This window comes from Streptomyces sp. DG1A-41 (assembly GCF_037055355.1).
GTDB lineage: Bacteria > Actinomycetota > Actinomycetes > Streptomycetales > Streptomycetaceae > Streptomyces.
The window spans coordinates 4,269,926-4,293,231 of the sequence record NZ_CP146350.1 but is presented as its reverse complement, the minus strand read 5'-3'; the positions used below and the strand labels follow the sequence as shown (position 1 = coordinate 4,293,231).

Genomic DNA, 23,306 nt, shown 5'->3' with positions numbered 1-23,306 from the left:
GAGACCGGTCCGTAGGGCTTCCACGGTACCTGAGCCCGCGCCCATACGGTACGTCGCCCGCATGACGTGCCCGCGCCCAGGACCTTCGAGGCGCCCCGTCCTCGCTGGTCAACCGCGATTTTAACCACTTATCGGCGGTCGACCCGCCGGTAGAAGTGAGAGTTCTCTCTAACTGCCCACCGACGGGTACCGGCCAAACGTACGAGGGCGCTTTCGAATCAACGCGCCCGGCGGGCCATGGCCGCGTCGTGCATGCGCTGCTCGGCGATCCGGTCGGCCGCGGCAGCCGGCGGAATGCCGTCTTCCTTCGCACGTGCGAATATGGCCAGCGTGGTGTCGAAGATTTTCGCCGCCTTCGTCCTGCACCGCTCGAAGTCGAAGCCGCGCAGCTCGTCGGCCACCTGGATGACGCCGCCGGCGTTCACCACGTAGTCCGGCGCGTAGAGGATCCCGCGGTCGGCGAGGTCCTTCTCCACGCCCGGGTGGGCGAGCTGGTTGTTGGCGGCGCCGCAGACCACCTTCGCGGTCAGCACCGGCACCGTGTCGTCGTTCAGGGCCCCGCCGAGAGCGCACGGGGCGTAGATGTCGAGGCCGTCCACGCGGATCAGGGTCGCGGTGTCGGCGACGGCCGTGACGCCCGTCGGGTGCGCGGCGAGGACCCGCCCCACGGCCTCCTCGCGCACGTCCGTGACGAAGACCTCGGCGCCCTCCGCCCGCAGGTGCTCCACGAGGTGGTGGCCGACCTTGCCGACGCCCGCGATACCGACCCGCCGGCCGCGCAGCGACGGGTCGCCCCACAGGTGCTGCGCGGAGGCCCGCATGCCCTGGTAGACGCCGTAGGCGGTGAGGACGGAGGAGTCGCCGGCGCCGCCGTTCTCCGGGGAGCGTCCGGTGGTCCAGCGGCACTCGCGGGCCACGACGTCCATGTCGGCGACGTACGTGCCGACGTCGCAGGCGGTGACGTAGCGGCCGCCCAGGGAGGCGACGAACCGGCCGTAGGCGAGGAGCAGCTCCTCGGTCTTGATCCGCTCCGGGTCGCCGATGATCACAGCCTTGCCGCCGCCGTGGTCGAGACCGGCCATGGCGTTCTTGTACGACATCCCGCGGGCGAGGTTCAGCGCGTCGGCGACGGCCTCGGCCTCGTTCGCGTACGGGTAGAAGCGCGTACCGCCGAGCGCGGGGCCCAGGGCGGTGGAGTGGATGGCGATGACGGCCTTGAGGCCGCTCGCGCGGTCCTGGCAGAGCACGACTTGCTCATGACCCCCCTGGTCCGAGTGGAACAGGGTGTGCAGTACATCAGCAGGTGCGCCGGTTACGTCGGTCACTGTGGTGACTCCTGAGTAAGTTGCGGCGGGTGGAGACCAGCCTCCGTGCGGGTGGCGGGGGCTGCTGAGCACGAGATTAGAGCCTGGGGGGCCCGCCGGCCGCACAGTGCTCAGGATCACCTCCGACCGGAGTACACCCGTGCGACGATTTGCATAGATTTCCCGCGCGTTTGTGAGTGGGTTCCCCAGGTTTTCGCGACGGTGCGCGGGGGAGGGAGCAGGCGTGCCCAAGGTGTCCTCGGTGATCGTCCCCTACGCGACCTATCTGCGCGTGTACGAACCGCTGGCCGCCTTCCCGGAGCCGGAGCGCAGCCACTGGGCCCGCTACGCGCGCCGTCCGGACCGCCCCTCGTACCAGGACGAACTGCGCCGCGCGCTGGCTGACTTGGTGCCCACCCCACCGGTCCCGGTCCCGGTGCACGAGAGCCAGGACGCCTTTGTGCTGGACGTCGACGGCGTCGTCTGCGTCTGCCCCTGGCGCACCCGGCTGCGCGGCTGGCAGGCCCTGGAGGAGCTCTCCGAGGAGCTCCCGCCGCCCGTCCTGGACGCGGTCCTGCCGCCCTTCCTGCGCCGCCAGGCGGCCCAGGACTACGAGCGCTGGCTGGAGGAGAACCCGGACGCCCGGCCGTGGATCCGTACGGCGACCTGGCAGGTGCCGATCAACTGGTTCGTGCTGGTCGCCGACGAGGAGCGCGAGTACGACAAGGGCGACAGCGAGGACAGCACGCCGGTGCTGCGCTACCGCACGCCCATGGTGCAGGCCCGGCGGCGCGTGGCCCGGGGCCTGCGGGCCCTGAAGGAGGCCATGGACGAGGGGCCGCTGATCGACGGCCTGGTGGACGTCGGGCGCTGGCTGGAGGAGTTCCACCCGCGCTCGCTCGTGGAGCTGGACTACGGCGGCCTGGTGCACGCCCTGCCGACCGGGGAGCTGGAGGACGACCACTCGGCCGCGGACGTGGCCGAGGGCATCGCCGCGCTGCGGCGGGGTGACGGGGAGGCCGCGGGGGAGGCGTACGCGCGTCTGGTGGACCGGTGGCGCTCCGTACGGGACCTGCGGTCGGCGAACTGACCTCTGACCTTCGGTTCCTACGGACTGCTCGCGACCGGTCACGAACAGGCGTTTGACGTACCGCCCGTTTTGGGGTTTCGTCCTCGCACCGACGTTCCTGAAGTGCGCTCTGCGTTTACTGACGCCTTGTCAACAACGGACGTAGGTTCCGATCCGGGCGTACCTCTCAAGTGGGCCAAACGTGACGGACTGCACGTACATGGCCCTTGCGCCCCTTGCCCCTCCTCATGCCAAAATAGGACAAGGAGTCCGGGGGGTTCCTTCCGCCCCGTTGTGCTGCATTGTGGGTGGAATCTCAGCATTGCACGCTTTGGGGGGTCTGGTGACTCCTGATCGTCCTGTGACTGATCGTCACAGTGGCGTGACTGTCCGCTATGGCATGGTCCATCGGCTTCCGTCGCTGATGAACACCTGGGAGGGCAATTCCATCGGTTTGGCCGACGCGGCTGGACAGATGGTGTAGTTGTAGTGCCGAGGACAAGCCGTTCGTCCTATAACCGACTCGACTCGCGTCCGCCATTTCGGGCAACGCGGGTCAAGGTGCAGAATTTAGAGGAAAGAACCGAGAAGGTTCGGTTCTCCCGAGGAGGCCGCTCATGACCGCTCGCACCCCTGATGCCGAGCCGCTGCTGACCCCGGCTGAGGTCGCCACCATGTTCCGCGTCGACCCCAAGACGGTCACGCGGTGGGCGAAGGCCGGCAAGCTCACGTCGATCCGCACGCTCGGCGGGCATCGCCGCTACCGCGAGGCCGAGGTCCGCGCTCTGCTCGCGGGCATTCCGCAGCAGCGCAGCGAGGCCTGAACAACTGAATAACCGGGCAAACCGGCTGGTCCCCCATCAGTCGAGACGTCCGGAACCACAGCTCCAAGCGACGCGGGTCCTGCCCCAACAGGCCCCACGCCCAAGCCAGTCAGAGCTTCCAGGCATATAACAGGGTGCGTCGTCGATCGCGCTGGACTCCGCCGGGTCCAGCGCGATCTTTTTGTGCGCCCGCTGCCGGGCTGTCGGGCCGGGCTGTGAACGGCTTCGTCGGAGTCTGGGGAGGGGTGTCGGATCCCCTGTGCGCGGCACTGCCGAAGGGGTGCAATTGCACATATTAAATTGACCCGTTGTAGGCGGTGAGTAAGTACCGCACTTTCCAAAACTCATGCCGTGACACCCGTCACATACCGAGCGGCTTGTTACTCCTGCCGCGGGTGCGGTAGGGGAACCTGCGGCTCCAGCTCCCCGCGTACGGACGGGTGTTGAGGCCGGCCTCGGTCAGGCTCGTGCCGGGCTCTCGTTCTCCACGGCCCCCTGGGGCGTCTGGGCGGTGCGAGGGGCGGGCTGGGCGGACTCCATCGCCAGCCGCAGCAGGCGATGGCAGATCGGGCAGTGGCGAGTGAGATGCCGGTACGACGACGCGGCCGCCAGGTGCGCACGGAGCAGGGCCCGCGTCTCGTGCCTAGCCGATGCCGCCATACGCCACCTCCGGAAGGCCGAACGAGGAACGACCCTGGTTTCTGGGTACCGAGGGAACGAGAGGGCGTCAAGACGGCGTGAGGGGCCGCGAGGGGGCATCTCGCAGGTCAGGGGGCGCACAAAGGAATCTGGGCGCGGCGCGGGTCCGGGCAACAAAAAGAGCCCGGATCCGAAGATCCGGGCTCTCTTTCCGCGGTCCTGACGGGATTTGAACCCGCGGCCTCCACCTTGACAGGGTGGCGAGCACTCCAAACTGCTCCACAGGACCAGGTTTCGCGCGCCATTCGCGCGTTGCGCTGCGAGAAGAGACTGTACAGGAGGGTGGGGCCCTGGTCGAACTCACCCTGCGTGCGCACGCCGTTACGGCACCGCCGCGTCGATCGCTTTCACGATCCGCTTGTCGGAGACGGGGTACGCCGTGCCCAGCGCGTGGGCGAAGTAGCTGACCCGGAGCTCCTCGATCATCCAGCGGATGTCCAGGACCGACGACGGCACCGGCCGGCCCTGCGGCATCTGCTCCAGCAGCCAGGCGTACTCGTCCTGCATCTCGTGGACCTTCTGCATCCGCGTGGTGTCCCGCTGGACGTTCGTCGGCATCTGCGTCAGACGCCGGTCCGCGGCCACCAGGTAGCGCATCAGGTCCGGCATGCGGCGCAGACCCGCCTCCGTCACGAAGCCGGGCTTCACCAGGGCGTCCAGCTGTCCCCGTACGTCCTGGAGGTTCGGCAGCAGCGCGGGGCTGCGTACGGCCTTCAGACGGCGTTCACAGGCCTGCCAGGCGGCCAGGACCTGCTGCACCTGGCCCACCGTGCGGACGGTCGTGTCGACGATCTCGGCCCGCACCTTGTCGTACAGCTTCCGGTACGACTCCTCGTCCCACGCCGGGCCGCCGAAGTCCGCGATCAGCTTGTCGGCGGCCGCCATCGCGCAGTCGTCGAACAGCGCCTGGATGGAGCCGTGCGGATTCGCGGACAGCGCCAGCTTCTGCGCGTTCGTCAGCTTCTCCGAGGCGAACTTGGCCGGGTTCACCGGGATGTTGCGCAGGATCAGGCGGCGGGTGCCCTTCCACATGGCCTGTTGCTGCTCGGCCTCCGTGTCGAAGAGGCGTACGGAGACCGTGTCGCCGTCGTCGACCAGCGCCGGGTACGCCTTCACCGGCTGGCCGGCCCGCCGGGTCTCGAAGACGCGGGTGAGGGTGCCGATCGTCCAGTCCGTGAGGCCCTTGCGCTCCAGGGACTCGCCGCCCTGGCGTTCCGCCGTGGCGGCCGCCGCCTGGGAGAGGGCCTTGCGGGCCTTCGGCCGGAGCCTGAGCTTCAGCGCCTGAAGGTCCTTGTCCTCGGCGAGCTTGCGGCGCCGCTCGTCGACGATCCGGAACGTGACCTTGAGGTGGTCGGGGACCTTGGACCAGTCGAAGTCGTCCGCCTCGAAGGGCACGCCGACCATGCGCCGCAGCTCGCGGGTCATGGTGGTCGTGAGGGGCTCCTGGAGCGGCACTGCGCGGTCGAGGAACGTCTTCGCGTAGTTCGGCGCTGGCACGTAGTTGCGGCGGATCGGCTTGGGGAGGGACCGGATGAGCTCCGTGACGAGCTCCTCCCGCAGACCCGGGATCTGCCAGTCGAAGCCCTCGTCCGTGACCTGGTTGAGGACCTGGAGCGGGATGTGGACGGTCACGCCGTCGGCGTCCGCGCCCGGCTCGAACTGGTACGTCACGCGAAACTTGAGGTTCCCCTGGCGCCAGGAGTCCGGGTAGTCGTCCTTGGTGACCTCGCCCGCCTTCTCGTTGATGAGCATCTCGCGCTCGAAGTCGAGGAAGTCGGGCTGCTCGTGCCGTTTGTGCTTCCACCAGGAGTCGAAGTGGGCGCCCGAGACGACGTGTTCGGGGATCCGCTGGTCGTAGAAGTCGAACAGCGTCTCGTCGTCGACCAGGATGTCCCGGCGCCGGGCCCGGTGCTCCAGCTCCTCGACCTCGGTGAGGAGTCTGCGGTTGTCCGAGAAGAACTTGTGGTGCGTGCGCCAGTCGCCCTCGACGAGCGCGTTCCGGATGAACAGCTCGCGGCTGACCTCCGGGTCGATCCGGCCGTAGTTGACCTTCCGCTGCGCCACGATCGGCACGCCGTAGAGCGTGACCTTCTCGTACGCCATCACCGCGGCCTGGTCCTTCTCCCAGTGCGGTTCGCTGTACGTGCGCTTGAGGAGGTGGCCGGCGAGGGGTTCGACCCACTCGGGCTCGATCTTGGCGTTGACGCGGGCCCAGAGGCGGGACGTCTCGACGAGCTCGGCGGACATCACGAAGCGCGGGGGCTTCTTGAAGAGGGCCGAGCCGGGGAAGATCGCGAACTTGGCGTTGCGGGCGCCCAGGTACTCGTTCTTCGCGCCGTCCTTCACGTCCTTCATGCCGATGTGGGAGAGCAGGCCCGCGAGGAGGGAGACGTGGATGCGGTCGGCCGGGGCGTCGTCCTCGTTGAGGTGGATGCCCATCTGTTTCGCGACCGTGCGCAACTGGCTGTAGATGTCCTGCCATTCGCGGATGCGAAGGAAGTTGAGGTACTCCTGCTTGCACATCCGGCGGAAGGAGGACGAGCCGCGTTCCTTCTGCTGCTCGCGGATGTAGCGCCAGAGGTTGAGGTAGGCCAGGAAGTCGCTGGTCTCGTCCTTGAAACGGGCGTGCTGCTGGTCGGCCTGGGTCTGCTTGTCGGCGGGGCGCTCGCGGGGGTCCTGGATGGACAGCGCGGCGGCTATGACCATGACCTCGCGGACACAGCCGTTCCTGTCCGCCTCCAGGACCATGCGGGCCAGGCGCGGGTCGACGGGCAGCTGGGCGAGCTTGCGGCCGGTGTCCGTGAGCCGTTTGCGGGGGTCCTTCTGCGCCGGATCGAGGGCGCCCAGCTCCTGGAGGAGCTGTACGCCGTCGCGGATGTTGCGGTGGTCCGGCGGGTCGATGAAGGGGAACTTCTCGATATCGCCAAGGCCGGCCGCGGTCATCTGGAGGATGACGGAGGCGAGGTTCGTCCGGAGGATCTCCGCGTCCGTGAACTCCGGGCGGGCGTTGAAGTCGTCCTCGCTGTAGAGGCGGATGCAGATGCCGTCCGACGTGCGGCCGCAGCGGCCCTTGCGCTGGTTGGCGCTGGCCTGGGAGACCGGCTCGATGGGGAGGCGCTGGACCTTCGTGCGGTGGCTGTAGCGCGAGATGCGGGCGAAGCCGGGGTCGATGACGTACTTGATGCCCGGGACGGTGAGGGAGGTCTCGGCGACGTTCGTGGCCAGAACGATCCTGCGTCCGGTGTGCGGCTGGAAGACGCGGTGCTGTTCGGCGTGGGAGAGCCGGGCGTAGAGCGGCAGGATCTCCGTGAAGCGGTAGTTCTTCTTGGTCAGGGCGTCGGCCGTGTCCCGGATCTCCCGCTCGCCGGAGAGGAAGACCAGGATGTCGCCCTGGCCCTCCTTCTGGAGTTCCTCGACGGCGTCGATGATCGCGGTGATCTGGTCGCGGTCGGCGTCGTCGCCGTCCTCCTCCAGAAGCGGCCGGTAGCGGACCTCCACGGGGTACGTACGGCCGCTGACCTCGACGATCGGGGCGTCGCCGAAGTGCCGGGAGAAGCGCTCGGGGTCGATGGTGGCCGAGGTGATGACGACCTTGAGGTCGGGGCGCTTCGGTAGCAGCTGGGCGAGGTAGCCCAGCAGGAAGTCGATGTTGAGGGACCGCTCGTGGGCCTCGTCGATGATGATCGTGTCGTAGGCGCGCAGCTCGCGGTCGGTCTGGATCTCGGCGAGCAGGATGCCGTCCGTCATGAGCTTGACGAAGGTGGCGTCCGGGTCGACCTGGTCGGTGAACCGGACCTTCCAGCCGACGGCCTCGCCCAGCGGGGTGTCCAGCTCCTCCGCCACACGCTCGGCGACCGTGCGGGCGGCGATACGGCGGGGCTGGGTGTGCCCGATCATGCCGCGGACACCGCGGCCGAGCTCCATACAGATCTTCGGGATCTGCGTGGTCTTACCGGAACCGGTCTCACCGGCGACGATCACGACCTGGTGGTCGCGGATGGCGTCGGCGATCTCGTCCTTCTTCTGGCTGACCGGCAGCTGCTCGGGGTACGTGATCTCGGGCAGGCGGCTGCGTCGCCCGGCCATCCGCTCCTCGGCCTTGCCGATGTCGGCCTCGATCTCGGCCAGCACGGCGGTCCGGGCCTCCGGCTTACGGATCTTGCGCGCACCCTCGAGCCTGCGCCCGAGCCGGTGCGCGTCGCGCAGGGACAGCTCGGTCAGGCGGGAGGCGAGGGCGCCGAGGGCGGGGGCGGGTTGCGTAGACATACGCGGTCCAGGATCTCATCCCGCGGATTTTCCTGGCTAAGGCTTTTGGCAGAGCGAAACCCCTGTCGAGATCTCGACAGGGGTTTCCGTTGTGGCTGGGGCCGGGGTCGAACCGGCGACCTTCCGCTTTTCAGGCGGACGCTCGTACCAACTGAGCTACCCAGCCACGAGGTTTCACGTGAAACCTCAGCGGTCCTGACGGGATTTGAACCCGCGGCCTCCACCTTGACAGGGTGGCGAGCACTCCAAACTGCTCCACAGGACCAAGCGTGTCGTACGACAGTGTCGCACAGGGTGGTGCGTGCCCCCAACGGGATTCGAACCCGTGCTACCGCCTTGAAAGGGCGGCGTCCTAGGCCGCTAGACGATGAGGGCTATCGGCCCGCCTGGGCGCTTCTCAGCGCGTCGGGGACGTGAGAAGCATATGGGATGGCGGGAGCTATCGCCAAAACGGTTTAGGGGGACGTGGTCGAGGGGGTGGGGGAGGAGGGCGAGGGTGAGGGGGTTGCTCCCGGTTGGTTCTCCTCGGGAAGGTGACGGCTGACCTCGGCTGTCGTGAGGCCCAGGCCGCCCAGTTCGATCTCGTCCCAGGCCTGGAGGTGGCGGGTGTCCCGGTCGAAGTACAGAATCGACGCTTCGATGGGGTCGGGGTGCTTGCCCTCGATGGCGCGCAGGCCGCTGCCGCCCGTGGAGCCCTCGATGCGGAGTCGGGTGCCGTACTTCAGGACTTCCATCTCGTCGTGGTGGACATGGCCGGCCAGCACCAGCGGCACCTCGCCGTCGACCTCGCGGGCCGCCGCCGGCTCGTGGGCGATGGCGATGTCCACCGGGGTGCCGGCCGTGCGCTGGTCGCGCAGGGCCGTGGCCAGGCGGGCGCCGGCCAGCTCCTGGGACTGCTCGTTGCCGGGCTGCTTCGAGCGGTCCGGGGTGAACTGCGGGTCGCCGATGCCCGCGAAGCGCAGGCCCTCGATCGTCTTCGCCCGGCCGTCGTCCAGGACGTGGACGTTCTTCAGGCCCTCCATGTAGCGCTGGGTGATCATCGAGTCGTGGTTGCCGCGGACCCAGACGTAAGGGGCCCCGAGGTCCTCGATGGGGTCCAGGAAGCCGTTCTCGGCGGCCGTGCCGTGGTCCATCGTGTCGCCCGAGTCGACGATCACGTCCACCTTGTACTGCTCCACCAGCGAGGCGATGATCTTCCAGCTCGCCGGGTTCAGGTGGATGTCGGAGACGTGCAGGACTCGGATGGTGGAGGGGTCGGGCGCGTAGGCCGGGAGGGTCGAGGTGGCGTCGTAGAGCTTGGTCACGTTGGTGACCAGGCGGGCCAATTCCTTCTGGTAGACGTCGAATTCGGTGACGATGCTGCGCGCGTTGCCGACCAGGGAGGGGGCCGAGGTGAGCAGTCCGGAGAACTTGGGTTCCAGGACGGAGTCGGGGCGCCAGGTGGCGTACGCCGTGCCGCCCGAGGCGGCGAGGAGGGTGAGGGCGAGGCCGCCGGCGGCCAGGGCGCGGCGGGGGCGGCGGTAGACCGCGAGGCCGAGCGCGGTGGCGCCGCCGACGACGGCGATGCTCGAGCGGACGGCCAGGTCGAGGGTGCCGCGTCCTACATCCTCGGTGACCTCGTCCTGGAGGCCGGAGAGCCGCTCGGGGTGGTCGACCAGGGCCTGGGAGCGGACCGGGTCCAGCTGGTCGACGTTCACGTCCAGGCGTACCGGGGCGATGTGGCTGTCCAGCTGGAGGGCGCCCAGGGGCGAGATATTGATCTTGGTGCCGCCGGTGAGGGACGGGCGCAGGGTCATGGTGGTGTTCATGGGGCCGACCGGGACCCGTACGTTGCCCACGACCAGCAGGCCAAGCCAGGCGCCGAGGAGGACGACGGCGACGAGTCCCACCGCGCGGGACCACGGGTGCGGCTGCGGCACGAGTTCGATCGTGGCCGGGGCCTGGCGGGAGCGGTAGCGGCGGGCCAGAGCGTGCGGGGCCCTGCGGATGGGGTTCAGGACACTCCGGACTACGGCGGGGACGCGGGCCATTGGTCCCGTATGCCCAAGTCCCGGGCCGGATATGCGACGCCGGAAGGCTCTCGTACGGCGGTGTCGTGGCCGACAATGGGCCTGTGCTGGAGATGACGCGCGAGGAGTTCGAGGAGCTGGTCGCCGAGGCGCTCGACCGGATCCCGCCGGAGTTGACGCGACTGATGGACAACGTCGCGGTGTTCGTCGAGGACGAACCGCCGTCGGACGATCCCGAGCTGCTCGGGCTCTACGAGGGGACGCCGCTGACCGACCGGGGCGAGTGGTACGCCGGTGTGCTGCCGGACCGGATCACCATCTACCGGAATCCGACCTTGCGGATGTGCGAGTCGCGGGAGGACGTTGTCACCGAGACGGAGATCACAGTGGTGCACGAGATCGCGCACCACTTCGGCATCGACGACGCGCGCCTTCACGCCCTGGGTTACGGCTGAGCGGGTTGTGAATACGGGGCGCGTGTCCTCTTGTGGGCGGCGGGAGTTGGAGGTGTTGACTCCCTCACCCTTCCCGGAGGTGGCCCCGTGCGCCCCTTGTACGTACCCGTCCGCTTGGCCGCCACGGTCGTGGCCGTCGCCGCTGCCGCCGGCTGTATGAGCGTCGGCGACGACGACGCGGGCGGGAGTGCCAAGCCGTCGCACTCCGCCGGGCAGCGCGGCGGGGAGGCGCCTGACGGCGGGTCGGCGGTGTCGGGCGGCGGTACCGGGCTCGGCTCGGCGGCGGCCGACGGCGAGCGCGGGCGTGGCAAGGGCAAGAAGGGTGAGAAGCGCAAGGGCGATGGGGCGGGGGAGCCGGCGTCTTTCGGGGTGTCGCCGTCCGCCGTGGTGAGTGCTTCCGCGCCGGGGCGCGACAAGCCGGGGAAGCCGGCCAGGCCGTCGCCGAAGCCCCCGGCTCCGCCGACGCCCACCCGGTCGGCCGATCCCGAGCCCACGCCGACGCCGACCGAGGTGACGACTTCGCCGGACCCGACGGACAAGCCGGAGCCGTCGTCGTCGGCGCACGAGCCGCCGGGGCCGCAGCTGGCGCAGCGGGAACCGGCGCCGGAGGCGGGGGCGCCGGCGTAGGGCCGGCAGTGCGCCGTCGCTGCGGGAACATTTCCGGCCGGAGGTTGGTTGGGAGCGGTCGGGAGGCTTACCGGCCGTGGAAAGCAGCCCGCTGTCTCCTGCGCAGTCCGGTTTGCCTTGCGGGGCCCGGAGTGCGTATGGTGGCAGATCGTTTGATCCCATCTTGCCCGGCGCCACCGCAGAGCGCGCCGTGTGGCGCGTACTCTCTCCCTTGCCGTGGTGGACCGCATTGAGGCGGTCGTATTGCGAATCGCGAATCACGGAGTTGACGGGCGCGTGCCGACGAGACTCCGGAAGGTTTCGCATTCGCATGTCCATCGCCAGTACTGATCACATCGTCGTGCCCGAGAACGAGGCAGCCGACGTCACCCCCGAACTCACCTTCGCCGACCTCGGCCTTCCCGAGGGCGTCGTGCGCAAGCTCGCGCAGAACGGTGTGACCACCCCCTTCCCGATCCAGGCCGCGACCATCCCGGACGCCCTGCTCGGCAAGGACATCCTCGGCCGTGGCCGCACCGGCTCCGGCAAGACCCTCTCCTTCGGACTGCCGGCCCTGGCCACGCTGGCCGGCGGCCGGACCGAGAAGCACAAGCCGCGGGCCGTCATCCTCACGCCGACGCGTGAGCTCGCCATGCAGGTCGCCGACGCGCTCCAGCCCTACGGTGACGTCCTCGGCCTCAAGATGAAGGTCGTCTGCGGCGGTACGTCCATGGGCAACCAGATCTACGCCCTGGAGAAGGGCGTCGACGTCCTGGTCGCCACCCCGGGCCGGCTGCGCGACATCATCAACCGCGGCGCCTGCTCGCTGGAGAACGTGCAGATCGCCGTTCTCGACGAGGCCGACCAGATGTCCGACCTGGGCTTCATGCCCGAGGTGACGGAGCTGCTGGACCAGATCCCCGCGGGCGGTCAGCGGATGCTGTTCTCCGCGACCATGGAGAACGAGATCAAGACCCTCGTCGACCGGTACCTGAACAACCCGGTCAGCCACGAGGTCGACGCCGCCCAGGGCGCCGTCACCACGATGTCGCACCACATCCTCATCGTGAAGCCCAAGGACAAGGCGCCGGTCACCGCGGCCATCGCCTCCCGCAAGGGCCGCACGATCATCTTCGTCCGCACCCAGCTGGGCGCCGACCGCGTCGCCGAGCAGCTGCGCGACTCCGGTGTGAAGGCCGACGCGCTGCACGGCGGCATGACCCAGGGCGCGCGGACGCGGACCCTGGCCGACTTCAAGGACGGGTACGTCAACGTGCTCGTGGCGACCGACGTCGCGGCGCGCGGCATCCACGTCGACGGCATCGACCTGGTGCTGAACGTGGACCCGGCCGGCGACCACAAGGACTACCTGCACCGCGCCGGCCGTACGGCGCGCGCGGGCCGTACCGGCACCGTCGTCTCCCTCTCGCTGCCGCACCAGCGGCGTCAGATCTTCCGGTTGATGGAGGACGCGGGCGTCGACGCCACGCGCCACATCATCCAGGGCGGCGCGGCCTTCGACCCGGAGGTCGCCGAGATCACCGGTGCCCGGTCGATGACCGAGGTCCAGGCCGAGTCCGTGGGCAACGCCGCGCAGCAGGCCGAGCGCGAGGTCGCCCAGCTCACCAAGGAGCTGGAGCGGGCGCAGCGGCGTGCGAACGAGCTGCGCGAGGAGTCCGACCGGCTGCTCGCTCGGGTCGCTCGGGAGCGGGGCGAGGAGCCGCAGGCGGTTGCGTCCGCGGAGTCCGCGGAGGTTCCGGCCGGCGACGAGATCGCGGTGCCGGAGCAGCGGACCGCGCAGGACGTCGAGCGCGAGCAGCGACCCGAGGCTTCCGCGCCGTACGAGCGGCGGGAGCGGCGCGAGGAGCGCGGCGGGTTCGGCCGTGACCGGAACGCCGACCGGGACCGGTCCTTCGACCGTGACCGCGGCGGCCGGTCCTTCGAGCGGCGCGACGACCGTGGTGGCCGTCCGTTCGAGCGGCGTGACGAGCGCGGTGGCTTCAACCGGGACCGTGACCGCGACCGCGGTGGTCGTTCCTTCGACCGTGACCGTGGTGGCCGTTCGTTCGAGCGCCGGGACGACCGTGCCGACCGGGGCGGCGACCGCGGTGGCCGGTCCTTCGAGCGGCGTGATGACCGTGGCGGGCGTTCCTTCGACCGCGACGGTGGTGGCCGGTCCTTCGAGCGGCGCGACGACCGTGGTGGCCGTCCCTTCGAGCGGCGCGACGAGCGCGGCGGCCGTCCGTTCGAGCGGCGGGACGAGCGCGGCGGCGGGTTCAACCGCGACCGTGACCGGGACCGTGGCGGCTTCCGCCGTGACGAGCGCGGTGGGCACCGTGGCAGCGACCGTCCCTTCAACCGGGACCGCCGGGACGACCGTCCGGGCTTCCGTTCCGGCGGGCACGACCGTCCCGGGCACGACCGTCCGCAGGGCCGTCGTGACGACCACCGTGGCGGCGGTTCCTTCGGCCGCCGCGAGGACAAGCCGCGCTGGAAGCGCAACAGCTGACACACAGGCGTGACGAGCGCTGTGGCCCCCGCCCCCACGGGGTCACGGCGCTCCGCCGTTCCGGAGTGTGTTTTCACACCTCCGGCACGGCCGGGTCACCGATACCCGATCGGAGACTCGGCCTCGTCCGGCTATGCTCGTGGGGGCAACATCGCCTGGGCCCTTAGCTCAATTGGCAGAGCAGTGGACTTTTAATCCATTGGTTGTGGGTTCGAGTCCCACAGGGCCTACGCAACGATCGGCCCCTCACCTGCGGTGGAAGCCGCTGGGGAGGGGCTGATTCGCGTTCTGGGATTGCTCGGAGATCGATAGCTCGCCCGATGCTCGCCCGAAGTGCAGGCGATCATGGGTCCGGAGTGCCCGGCTGCCCCAGCGGCCACCCCGACTTGAGGCCAAGACGCCTCTGCCAAATGGCCACCATCAGTAGCGCGATCCGGTGGTGGTCTTCCGGGGCCAAGTCACCGGCTCGTCTCCAACAGGCCCAGAGCCCGCAATCGTCGGTGGTGAGCCCCGAGGAGTTGGTGAGCCTAGTGACGATGCGCCAGCCCGGGCCGGGGCTGTGGGGGACGTCGAGCGGGTCTGGTCCGAGTGCGGTGAACAGACCTGCATGGCTCGCCGTGGCAGGCCACCTCCGAGACAGGGGAGCAGCCATGGATGCATGGCTACCTACCGGGGCGACGCCACGGTCATCGTGGGAGAAGCCGAGTACGACATCGTCGAAGATCTGAGTTCTGCGACTCCGCGGAGGATGGTCCGGCATATGGGCGGCTCCAGCCCTGTGACGAGCTCGACCTCATGGGGCGGCACGCTGGAGGCGGATGACGAGGCGGCCGCGTGGGAGATCTTGAACGGTGGCGTGGTGCGTATCCGCCTGCCTGATGGAAGCGAGGGCACGATTGCTACCCGTCGCTCACTCAGTGCTGTGCTGCTGGTCAGCCGGTCTTCTGCCAGGTCTGCATCCGGTCGTCTGGAAGGCCTGGTCGCCGCTGGCGATCGTGACCGTGGCGGGGCCGGCGGTGTTCCCGTTGGCGATGAGCTCGTCGAGTTCGCCGGAGGCTCCGCTCAGCCGTGCCCAGTAGCAGTTCGGGATGGCTGAATCAGCAGGGCCAGCGGTCCGGTACGTGCCGGGCTCGATTTCCTCGCCGACGAGGAAGGTGCCGTCACCGGGAATCTCGTTGGCAGAACCCTGGGTGGGCTGCTCGGTCTGAGTGGGTGTGGGCGGCGGCGCAGCTTCCGTCTCGGTCTGCGTCTCGGTGGCTGTGACCGTCGCCGTCGGCGTTGGCGTTGTGCTCTGGCCGTCGGAGTCGTCTGCCGTGCTGGAGCCGATCACCGCGCCGATGATGAGGCCGAGGACGGCGGCGAGGGTGTGGGTGAGTACGCCCTTCACCGATCTTGACTTGCCTGCTGGGGGAGGTGGCTGCGATCCCCCTTGCGGAGGCTGCTCGGGCGGCCCCCATTGTGGTCCTGAGGAGCCTTTGTCGCGTTCATGACCCCAGCGTGCTCCTGCCCAAGCGCACGCGCACGGTGAGCCTGGGGTGCCCCCTGGGCCGTGAGGGCGGAGGACGCCTGGAACGGCGAAGCCCCGGCCGGGGAAACCGAGCCGGGGCTTCGCCGTGCGTCTGTGGTGCCTCATGCGGGAACAGTTGTTCACCGAGAACCTGACACGGCTCTGACCCGCGGTCAAGCGGCGTTGCTTGTGCGCCTTTCGACGACGTGCGTGGCGACGTCCTGCCACGCGTACCAGGGCTGCCGCGGGCTGCCGCCGGAGCGGGTGAGCTTGCCGCGTCGGACGAGTTGGCGGACGCCGTCGAGGCTGACGCCGAGCTGCTCGGCGGTCTGGTGGGCGGTGAGGTGACCGGGCCGGATGATCTGCGACTCCACGACCCCATGACGCAACATCATTCGCGCTGGTTGGAGTATCAGCGGTCGCGGCCCTCAGCCCCCGATACCTAGCGTCGTGAGCAAAGACCGACCAGCACGAAAGGAGGGCTGGCGGATGCCTGTCCTTGCGTACCACCACAGCCCTGCATGGACCAGGGAGCTCTACCAGGCGACCATCGACCAGGTCATGCCGGACCCGAACAACCTGCCAAGTGGGATGATCGCCCACTACGCGGCGCCGCGGGAAGGGGGCGGCTGGCAGGTTGTCGATGTCTGGGAGTCTGCGGAGCATCACGACCGCTTTCTTCGCGAACGAGTGATCCCGGCCGCCCAGGAACTCAACGCGCCTCCCTTCGACACCGAAATCACCGAGCTCTACAACTCGCTGGTCGCTTGACTGCCCCGGCCCTCGCCTCGTGGGCAGCAGACTGTCCGGGGCCTGTTTCAGGGCCGATCCGAGCCCTTGGCCGGAGGGCCGAAACCCGAAACCAGGCGGGTGCCGATATCGGGGGTGAAACCGGTTTCGGGGTGGGGTGAAACCACTACCCCTCCCGAAACCGGCTCGGCGGCCTGTGCTCGCCGTCCTCGGGGGTCGGCAGGTCGGCCCAGCGGAGGCCCTTGGCGCCGCCGCAGCACTCCCTGATGGTGAGCTGCCGGGTGGACACCCTGAAGGGCTTCAGGCGCGGCGCTGGCACTCGGCGATCCCGGACCGCATGCCGCCGAGGGCGGCCTCCAGGTCCTCGTCCTCGTCGCCGGACATGTACCGGTGGCAGACGGGCTTGACGGAGTCGAGGTCGCCGGAGCCCTTGAGTTCGTAGATCCACAGTTCGGCGGTGGGGTCGAGGGCGACGCCCAGGACGACAGCGAGCGCGCAGAGGTCTTGCCCGAGCCGGGACGCCTCCCACCAGCAGGCTGGAGTACATGAGGGTGATCTCGACGAGGTTGCCGCGCGGGTCGAACCCGAACGGCAGCGGCTCGTACACGTCGGCCTGGCCGTCCTTCATCAGCGGCCACAGCTTCCGGCCGGCCTTGGCGGGGTCGCGCTGGGCGACCCACAGCACGAGGCGGCCGGGGTGGGCGGTGCGGTCGGCTTCGGGCCAGACGGTGCTGATGGGGCGGCGCACGGCGGCGGCCAGGGCGGCACGCTTCTCCAGGGCGGCGGTCGCTTCGACGCCCGGGGGCAGGTCGGCCTCGGCGCGCCAGCCGGGCCCGTCGCGCATGACCTCCGATGCGAACTCGACGCCGCGGCGCCCCTTCTCGCCCTCGATGCCGATCGCGGCGAGCGCCTCGAACACCTCGGAGGAGTCCGGGCCGGCGCATCACGTTGGTGGCGACGTAGCGGGTGACGAGGGGCTTGACAGCGTGAAGGCCTCGTCACCGCAGGTGGCGGGGCCTTTCTGCTCGCCCCTTGCTCGCCCGAACGTCTCGGGACCAGCCGACATGAAGCGACATGGGACGGCATGACGGGTGGATCCCGGATGGCACAGCGGGGGAACCCACAACACATGGATTGAAGTCTGCGGACCCTGACCCGCAACGCGGCGCCCGAGTCGGCTTCGGCCGGCTCGGGCGCCGCTGTGTGCGCCTCGGAGGCGGTGCAATCCCTCGCGTTGGAGCTCTGAGGCACTCCCTAGCCGGTCGCCAGCATCCCCGACCTCAGACGTGCCACCGTACGGGAGATCAGGCGGGAGACGTGCATCTGGGAGATGCCGAGGTGCTTGCCGATTTCCGCCTGGGTGCGTTCCTCCACGAAGCGGAGGTGGAGGATGAGGCGTTGGCGGTCGTCGAGTTCGGCGACCAGGGGAGCCAGCGCGTGGAAGTCCTCGACGAGTTCGAGGGCCGGGTCCTCCTCGCCGATGAACTCGGAGAGCGTGGTGTCGTTCTCCTCCGAGTCGCCGGTGATCGCGGCGTCCAGGGACGAGGAGAGGTAGCCGTTCGCCGCGACCTGGGCCTCGACGACCTCCTCCTCCGAGAGGTTCATCAGCGCCGCCAGCTCCGCGACCTTCGGCGCGCGGCCGAGGCGGGAGGCCAGTTCCTCGGTGGCCTTGGCGAGTTCCGTACGGGCCTCCTGAAGACGGCGCGGCACGTGCACGGCCCAGGACGTGTCGCGGAAGAACCGCTTTATCTCGCCGATGATGTACGGCACCGCGAAGCTGGTGAACTGGACCTCGCGAGAGACCTCGAACCGGTCGATGGCCTTGATCAGCCCGATGACGCCGACCTGGACGACGTCCTCCATCGACTGGCCGCTCGTCCGGAACCGGCGGGCCGCGAACCGCACCAGCGACATGTTCATCTCGATGAGCGTGTTGCGCGCGTACTGGTATTCGGGCGTGCCCTCCTCCAGCACGGCGAGCCGGCCGAGGAACTGTCCGGTCAGCTCGCGCGCGTCCTGCGGGGCGAGCTTCTGCGGCTCGGTGATCTGCGGCAGTTCCTCACCGGTGTCGGTGCCGGAATCCGTCGTCGTGCCGATGCGCGTGGTCGCCGTCACGGGCCCTCCCTCGTAGTCCGGCCCGCTCCCGTCCCCCGACAGGCCACCTCCAAGCCGCTACCCGCAGTCGCCCGGCTCATGCCCCGTGTTCTCCCCGTCGAGACGTTGCCCACAGTCGGCGCAGGTCGGGGCGGTGACGGGGTACCCGCAGGATGGCTCACGGTACGGGCAGGAGGGTGGGACGGTGCGGCGTACAGGAGTTGGTGACGGGACTCGTGGAGCGGACAGTTGTCTTTCGGCAACTATAGTCGCGAGGCAACAATGTAGCTGTGCCGTGCGGGCGCGGGGGAGGATCCGGAATGTTCGTCCCGGTGTCACGACGGGCAGTTCAGGCAGTCCGGGTACCGGACGCGGCGGAGTCGGCGGAGTCGTCGTGTATCTGGGCCGCCGCCGCCTCGCAGAACGCCTCCAGCCCTTGCAGCAGCGCGACCCGCTTGGCGGCGGGCATGTGGTCGAGCACCGCGCGCAGCGTCTGTTCCCGGCGGATGCGCAGGTCGGCCAGGAAGGCGCGGCCCCGGCCGCTGAGGTGCAGCCGTACCTCGCGCCGGTCCGCCGCGCCCACCACGCGTTCGACGAACCCGGCCGCCTGGAGCCGGTCGCACAGCCGGCTGGTCGAGGGCGGGGTGGAGGCGAGGGAGTCGGCGAGGGTGCGCAGGTTGATGCCCTCGTGGTGCTCCAGGATGAGCAGCACGCGCAGCTGGGACGCCGAGGCGGGTGCCGTGGAGGCCCGGCCCCAGAGGACTTCCAGCAACTCCGCGGCCGTGGAGGTCACACGAGCGACCTCTGCTGGCTCAGGGCGGGGTCGGAGGGAAGTCACAGTCACACTCTCGCAGACACCGGGATGTCCGTCAGCGTACTAGGCGCGCCGCGAGCCAGGGCCGACACCGGCCCCTGAGAGCGGGCCGTACCCGAGGACTCCGCAGGTGTCCGACCGAGGATTCAAGGATTGGGCTTCGACCATCGTGACGACGATCGTGAACAGATTCGTGACCGCCGAGCGCGCCCTGCGCACGGCGGCGCCCCATCAACTGCTGGACGCGGTCCGTCGTGTACTGACCGATCAGTACGCGGCGGACTCCGTCGAGCTGTACCTGGCCGACTACGGACTGACGGTACTTCAGCCGGTGTCCGTGCTGCCGCACACCCTTCAGCCGGTGTCCGTGCACAACAGCCCGGCGGGCCGGGCCTTCGGCGCGCAGGAGCCGTACGTGGAAACCCTTGCGGGTGACTCGGTTGACGCGGTACGCGCCCATCTGCCGGTCACCGTACGCGGCGACCGCCTCGGCGTGCTGACGGTGACCCTGCCGGGCGGCGAGCACGCCGACGGCTGCCTCGGCGAACTGGCCGAGATCGCCGAGGTGCTCGGGCACGAGGTCGTCGTGGCCGAGCGGGACACCGACGTGTACCTCCAGGCACGCCGCAGGGACCGGCTCACCCTGGCCGCCGAGATGCAGTGGCAGTTGCTGCCGGGCCGCTCCTGCGCCCGCCCCGAGTACGAGCTGGGCGCCCAGCTGGAACCGGCGTACGCGATCTTCGGCGACAATTTCGACTGGTCCGCCACGGCCGACCGGCTCAGTCTCTACGTCACCAACGGCATGGGCGAGGGCATAGAGGCCTCCTTGCTGACGAACCTGGCGATCAACGCCCTGCGCAACGCGCGCCGGGCCGGTCTCCCCATCGCCGACCAGGCGGCCCTGGCCGACCAGGCGGTGTACGCCCACTACCGGGGCCGCTGCTACCTGTCCGTGCTCATGCTGGACATCGAGCTGGCCACGGGGCGGGCCCGGGCGGTGGACGCCGGTTCCCCGCGGCTGCTGCGGCTGCGCCGGGGCGCGGTGGAGCGGGTGCCGTTCGACGCCCAGCTGCCGCTCGGCATGTTCGAGGAGACCGACTACGTGGCCCAGGAGTTCGAGGTCGAGCCCGGGGACCGGCTGGTCTTCGTCAGCGACGGGGTGTACGGCGCCGCATCCCCGGGCGGAGAGGCGTACGGGGACGCCGCCCTGGCCCGGGCGATCCAGTCGACCCGGCTGCTCCCGGCCGCCGAGGTGCCCCGGGCCATCCTGCGCGAACTGTCCGGTCACCGCGGCAGACCCGTCCCGGACGACGACGCCCTGGTGGTGTGTCTGGACTGGCGTGGGCGGTGAGAGCTGGGGAAGTCGCAGGCCGGGGGTGTGGATGAGCGGTTGTTTGGTGGTGCCGTACGTCGGCCCTAATGTTTGCCATATGACAAGTAATGGCTGAGGCGCCGTGGCGCGACCTCGGTCCGGCCCTGCAAGGGAGCGATGCACGTGTCGGTGTCGGAAGAGAACGCGGACCGGGAGCCGGCCGCACAGCAGGTCAGTGCCTTTCTCGAACGCCGCCGGGAGCAGATCGCCCAACGATGGGCGGACGCCGCGCTGTTGCGCACGGTCTTCACCGTGTCCCGCGACGAGGCGGTGGAGGCGGGCAGGTCGATGGCGGCGGCGCTGGCCGCGGTGGCGGCCACCGGTCGGACGGACGACATCCGGGCCCCCGGATTCGAGGCGGTGCGCGACCAACTGGGGCGGATGGTGGCGTCCCGCGCCCGCATGGGGATCGACGCGGACGGGATCGCCGACGAGGTGGCCGCCCTGCGCGAACCGGTGACCGAGCTGCTGCGCGCCGAGTTCCCGGACCCGTACGCCCCCGAGGCCCAGGAGTGTGTGCTGGCCCTCACCGTGCTGATGGGCACGCTGCGTCTGGTGGTGCTGGAGACGACGGTCAGCGCGGGCGAGGAGGTGATCGCACGGCAGCGCGAGCAGCTGCACGAAGTGGCCACCCCGGTGATCAAGCTCTGGGACAGCACCGTCGCCGTACCGCTGATCGGTACGCTGGACAGCGCGCGCAGCCAGGTGGTCATGGAGAGCCTGCTGGACGCGATCGTCGCCGAGCGCGCCCGGTACGCCATCCTCGACATCACCGGCGTGCCCACGGTCGACTCGCTGGTCGCCCAGCACCTGATGAAGACGGTGGCCGCGGCCCGGCTGATGGGCGCCGAGTGCATCGTCTCCGGCATCCGGCCCCCGATCGCGCAGACCATCGTCCAGCTGGGCATCGACCTCGGCACGGTGCTCACCCGCGCGAGTCTGGCGGACGCCCTGGCCTACGCGCTCAGCCAGCAGGGCGTCGAGATCGCGCCACTCCGGGCGGCCGACGCGGGCGCGCGATGACCGGCTCCTCGGCGAACGGGCCCGCGGGATTCGGGCCCCCGGTCGCCGGGCCCTTCGGCGGGCACGGCTTCACGGTGCCGGTCCTCCAACTGGGCGACATCCTGCTGGTCACCCTCCAGGGGGAACTGCACGACGGGATGGCCGAGCAGCTTCAGCAGGACATCACCGAACGGATCGCCCACACCCGGGTGACCGGTGTGGTCATCGACATCTCCGGCGTGGACATCGTCGACTCCTTCCTGGGGCGGGTCCTCGCCGAGATCGCCGCCGGAGCCGGTCTGCTGGCCGCCCGTACGGTGCTGGCCGGGATGCGCCCCGCCGTGGCGATCACCCTGGTCGAGCTGGGGCTCACCCTGCCCGGACTGCGTACGGCCCTGGACGCCGAACGCGCGATGGAGATGCTCACCGCGGGTGAGCACCGCAGCGAGGGGAGTCCGTGATGCAGGCTTCCCGCCACGCGGCCCCGGCCAGGCTGCCGATCGGCTCGGACGCCGACCTGGCCTGGGTACGGCAGCAGGTCCGGCAGGCCGCCGCCGAGCTCGGTTTCGGTCTGGTGCAGCAGACCAAGCTCGTCACCGCCGCCAGCGAGCTGGCCCGCAACACCCTCGTCCACGGCGGCGGTGGCCATGTGGAGATCACCCCGCTGGACACCGGGCCGTCGCCCGGCCTGCGGCTGGCCTTCGTCGACACCGGGCCCGGCATCCGTGACCTGGACCGGGCGATGACCGACGGCTACACCAGCGGCGGCGGGCTCGGACTCGGCCTGAGCGGGGCCAAGCGGCTGGTCCACGAGTTCGAGGTGGACAGCCGGCCCGGTGAGGGGACCACCGTCACCGTCACCGCCTGGGCCGCGGTCGTACCGCCGTCCCGGCCGGGGTCGTGATGAGCAGGGTGTGGGACGTGCCGGTGGACGACTCGACCCGGGTGCGGGACGTCCGGGTGGCGGCCGAGGCGGCCGGCGCGTGCGCCGGGCTCGCACCGAACCGCACCGCGACCGCGGCGCTCGTGGCGACGGAGCTGGCGACCAACCTCGTGCGGCACGCGGACGGCGGGTACGTCGTCATCAACCTCGTCGAACGCGCACCCGCCGACGACCGGCGCTTGTCCGTGCAGCTCGTCGCGGTCGACCACGGCCCGGGCATCCCGGACGTCGCGGCGGCGATGCGCGACGGCTACACCACCGCGGCCTCCCTGGGCGCCGGCCTCGGCACGTGCCGGCGCATAGCGAACGACTTCGACCTGCACAGCGCCCCCGGCCGGGGCACCGTGGCCGTGGCCCGTATCGACCACGAGCCCCCCGCCGGTCGGCATCGGACGCCCCCTCAGGGGTTGCGCGCCGGTGGCGTCAACGTCCCCCTCGGCCGGGCCGAGTACTCCGGCGACGCCTGGAGCCGGGTGTGCGCCGGCGACCGCGTGACCCTGCTGCTCGCCGACGGGCTCGGCCATGGAGCCAAGGCCGCCGAGGCGTCCGGCGCCGCCGTGGACGCGCTGCACGGCGTGGCCGACCGGCCGCCCGCCGAGATACTGCGGCATCTGGGCGGGGCCCTGCGCCGCACCCGGGGCGCGGCCGTCGCCGTGGCCCAACTGGACCTCGGAACCGGGCGGTTGCACTTCGCCGGGATCGGCAACGTCGGCGCCCGCCTGCGTACCGACGGCACCTGGAAGGCGATGCTGTCCCAGCCGGGCATCGTGGGCGCGCAGGCCCCGGCGTCCGCGACCGTGCAGCGGGAGCCGTGGCAGGACGACAGTCTGCTCCTCCTGCACAGCGACGGCCTGCCCGGCCGCTGGACGCCGCCCGACGACACCGTGCTCCTCGGCTGCGACCCGGCGGTGGTGGCCGCGGTGGTCCTCCGGGACGCGGGCAGCGCGGCTCGCCCGGTGCGGGATGACGCGTGTGTGGCGGTGCTGGGCGGGGGGAGTCGTCTCGGCCCGGGTGGCTGAGGGGCGTTGGGGGTTGGAGTGCGGGGGTTTGCGGCCGGAGGGCGGGTCGTGCGGTCGGGGGGCG

General features: G+C 70.2%; 20 protein-coding genes and 5 tRNA genes. 12 read left to right on the top strand and 13 right to left on the bottom strand.

All coding sequences use genetic code 11. The annotated features are described in order from the left end of the window. Window positions 1–218: 218 nt before the first annotated feature. Window positions 219–1,325, bottom strand: a complete 1,107-nt coding sequence (locus V8690_RS19930; protein WP_338780736.1) for a Glu/Leu/Phe/Val dehydrogenase dimerization domain-containing protein — start codon at window positions 1,323–1,325, stop codon at window positions 219–221. Between the two features lie 223 nt (window positions 1,326–1,548). Between V8690_RS19930 and V8690_RS19925 the strand changes: the two genes are divergently transcribed. After that, entirely contained in the window at window positions 1,549–2,394 is an 846-nt protein-coding gene (locus tag V8690_RS19925; RefSeq protein ID WP_338780734.1) for a hypothetical protein, read from the top strand. Window positions 2,395–2,990: 596 nt separating this feature from the next. Further along, window positions 2,991–3,197 carry a developmental transcriptional regulator BldC gene (gene bldC / locus V8690_RS19920; RefSeq protein WP_003949541.1) on the top strand — a complete coding sequence of 69 codons (207 nt, stop codon included), beginning with the start codon at window positions 2,991–2,993 and terminating at the stop codon, window positions 3,195–3,197. 459 nt (window positions 3,198–3,656) lie between these two features. Here bldC and V8690_RS19915 read toward each other — a convergent pair whose 3' ends face one another. The 7 genes from V8690_RS19915 to V8690_RS19885 all read right to left on the bottom strand — a co-directional run bounded on the left by V8690_RS19915 (window position 3,657) and on the right by V8690_RS19885 (window position 10,192). Beyond that, window positions 3,657–3,857, bottom strand: a complete 201-nt coding sequence (locus tag V8690_RS19915) for a DUF6274 family protein (protein WP_338780732.1) — start codon at window positions 3,855–3,857, stop codon at window positions 3,657–3,659. A gap of 193 nt (window positions 3,858–4,050) precedes the next feature. Next, a tRNA-Asp gene (locus V8690_RS19910) sits at window positions 4,051–4,125 on the bottom strand. Between the two features lie 92 nt (window positions 4,126–4,217). Further along, window positions 4,218–8,162, bottom strand: coding sequence for an ATP-dependent RNA helicase HrpA (hrpA, locus tag V8690_RS19905; protein WP_338780730.1), 3,945 nt, complete (start codon window positions 8,160–8,162; stop codon window positions 4,218–4,220). A 92-nt stretch (window positions 8,163–8,254) separates the two neighbouring features. Next, window positions 8,255–8,328: transfer RNA gene (locus V8690_RS19900), tRNA-Phe, on the bottom strand. Between the two features lie 24 nt (window positions 8,329–8,352). Beyond that, window positions 8,353–8,427 (bottom strand) — tRNA-Asp (locus V8690_RS19895). Window positions 8,428–8,464: 37 nt separating this feature from the next. Next, window positions 8,465–8,537, bottom strand: a tRNA-Glu gene (locus V8690_RS19890). Window positions 8,538–8,617: 80 nt separating this feature from the next. After that, on the bottom strand, window positions 8,618–10,192 hold the full coding sequence (locus tag V8690_RS19885; RefSeq protein WP_338780728.1) for a metallophosphoesterase: 1,575 nt from the start codon (window positions 10,190–10,192) through the stop codon (window positions 8,618–8,620). 83 nt (window positions 10,193–10,275) lie between these two features. Between V8690_RS19885 and V8690_RS19880 the strand changes: the two genes are divergently transcribed. The 4 genes from V8690_RS19880 (at window position 10,276) to V8690_RS19865 (ending at window position 13,971) form a co-directional block, all read left to right on the top strand. Next, complete coding sequence (locus tag V8690_RS19880) at window positions 10,276–10,626, top strand: metallopeptidase family protein (RefSeq protein WP_338780727.1); 351 nt, start codon at window positions 10,276–10,278, stop codon at window positions 10,624–10,626. 87 nt (window positions 10,627–10,713) lie between these two features. After that, window positions 10,714–11,253 carry a hypothetical protein gene (locus tag V8690_RS19875; RefSeq protein ID WP_338780725.1) on the top strand — a complete coding sequence of 180 codons (540 nt, stop codon included), beginning with the start codon at window positions 10,714–10,716 and terminating at the stop codon, window positions 11,251–11,253. Between the two features lie 310 nt (window positions 11,254–11,563). After that, window positions 11,564–13,741 carry a DEAD/DEAH box helicase gene (locus tag V8690_RS19870; RefSeq protein WP_338780724.1) on the top strand — a complete coding sequence of 726 codons (2,178 nt, stop codon included), beginning with the start codon at window positions 11,564–11,566 and terminating at the stop codon, window positions 13,739–13,741. A 157-nt stretch (window positions 13,742–13,898) separates the two neighbouring features. Next, window positions 13,899–13,971, top strand: a tRNA-Lys gene (locus V8690_RS19865). A 680-nt stretch (window positions 13,972–14,651) separates the two neighbouring features. Here the strand turns inward: V8690_RS19865 and V8690_RS19860 are convergent. After that, the gene (locus V8690_RS19860) at window positions 14,652–15,128 is read right to left on the bottom strand and encodes a hypothetical protein (RefSeq protein ID WP_338780722.1); all 477 of its coding nucleotides are present in this window, start codon (window positions 15,126–15,128) and stop codon (window positions 14,652–14,654) included. 293 nt (window positions 15,129–15,421) lie between these two features. Beyond that, window positions 15,422–15,643, bottom strand: a complete 222-nt coding sequence (locus tag V8690_RS19855; protein ID WP_338780721.1) for a hypothetical protein — start codon at window positions 15,641–15,643, stop codon at window positions 15,422–15,424. 94 nt (window positions 15,644–15,737) lie between these two features. Here V8690_RS19855 and V8690_RS19850 point away from each other — a divergent pair, with 94 nt between their 5' ends. Further along, the gene (locus V8690_RS19850) at window positions 15,738–16,019 is read left to right on the top strand and encodes a hypothetical protein (RefSeq protein ID WP_338780719.1); all 282 of its coding nucleotides are present in this window, start codon (window positions 15,738–15,740) and stop codon (window positions 16,017–16,019) included. Between the two features lie 145 nt (window positions 16,020–16,164). On the opposite strand, the gene V8690_RS19845 is transcribed toward V8690_RS19850, so the two are convergent. The 3 genes from V8690_RS19845 to V8690_RS19835 all read right to left on the bottom strand — a co-directional run bounded on the left by V8690_RS19845 (window position 16,165) and on the right by V8690_RS19835 (window position 18,936). Further along, window positions 16,165–16,917, bottom strand: coding sequence for a hypothetical protein (locus V8690_RS19845; RefSeq protein WP_338780717.1), 753 nt, complete (start codon window positions 16,915–16,917; stop codon window positions 16,165–16,167). A 335-nt stretch (window positions 16,918–17,252) separates the two neighbouring features. After that, window positions 17,253–18,113 carry an RNA polymerase sigma factor SigF gene (locus V8690_RS19840; protein WP_338780715.1) on the bottom strand — a complete coding sequence of 287 codons (861 nt, stop codon included), beginning with the start codon at window positions 18,111–18,113 and terminating at the stop codon, window positions 17,253–17,255. Window positions 18,114–18,441: 328 nt separating this feature from the next. Next, complete coding sequence (locus V8690_RS19835) at window positions 18,442–18,936, bottom strand: MarR family transcriptional regulator (protein WP_338780713.1); 495 nt, start codon at window positions 18,934–18,936, stop codon at window positions 18,442–18,444. 151 nt (window positions 18,937–19,087) lie between these two features. Between V8690_RS19835 and V8690_RS19830 the strand changes: the two genes are divergently transcribed. From V8690_RS19830 to V8690_RS19810, 5 genes are all read left to right on the top strand, one after another. After that, entirely contained in the window at window positions 19,088–20,257 is a 1,170-nt protein-coding gene (locus V8690_RS19830) for a PP2C family protein-serine/threonine phosphatase (RefSeq protein WP_338780711.1), read from the top strand. A gap of 144 nt (window positions 20,258–20,401) precedes the next feature. Further along, window positions 20,402–21,301: an STAS domain-containing protein gene (locus tag V8690_RS19825; protein WP_338780710.1), complete on the top strand. Its 900-nt coding sequence runs from the start codon at window positions 20,402–20,404 to the stop codon at window positions 21,299–21,301. Beyond that, the gene (locus V8690_RS19820; protein WP_338780708.1) at window positions 21,298–21,741 is read left to right on the top strand and encodes an STAS domain-containing protein; all 444 of its coding nucleotides are present in this window, start codon (window positions 21,298–21,300) and stop codon (window positions 21,739–21,741) included. Before V8690_RS19825 ends, V8690_RS19820 begins: the two co-directional genes overlap by 4 nt. After that, window positions 21,741–22,184 (top strand): anti-sigma regulatory factor, encoded by a 444-nt coding sequence (locus tag V8690_RS19815; RefSeq protein ID WP_338780707.1) that lies wholly within the window; start codon window positions 21,741–21,743, stop codon window positions 22,182–22,184. Before V8690_RS19820 ends, V8690_RS19815 begins: the two co-directional genes overlap by 1 nt. Continuing rightward, window positions 22,184–23,242 carry an ATP-binding SpoIIE family protein phosphatase gene (locus tag V8690_RS19810; RefSeq protein WP_338780705.1) on the top strand — a complete coding sequence of 353 codons (1,059 nt, stop codon included), beginning with the start codon at window positions 22,184–22,186 and terminating at the stop codon, window positions 23,240–23,242. The genes V8690_RS19815 and V8690_RS19810 overlap by 1 nt, the downstream gene beginning before the upstream one ends. Window positions 23,243–23,306 lie beyond the last annotated feature (64 nt).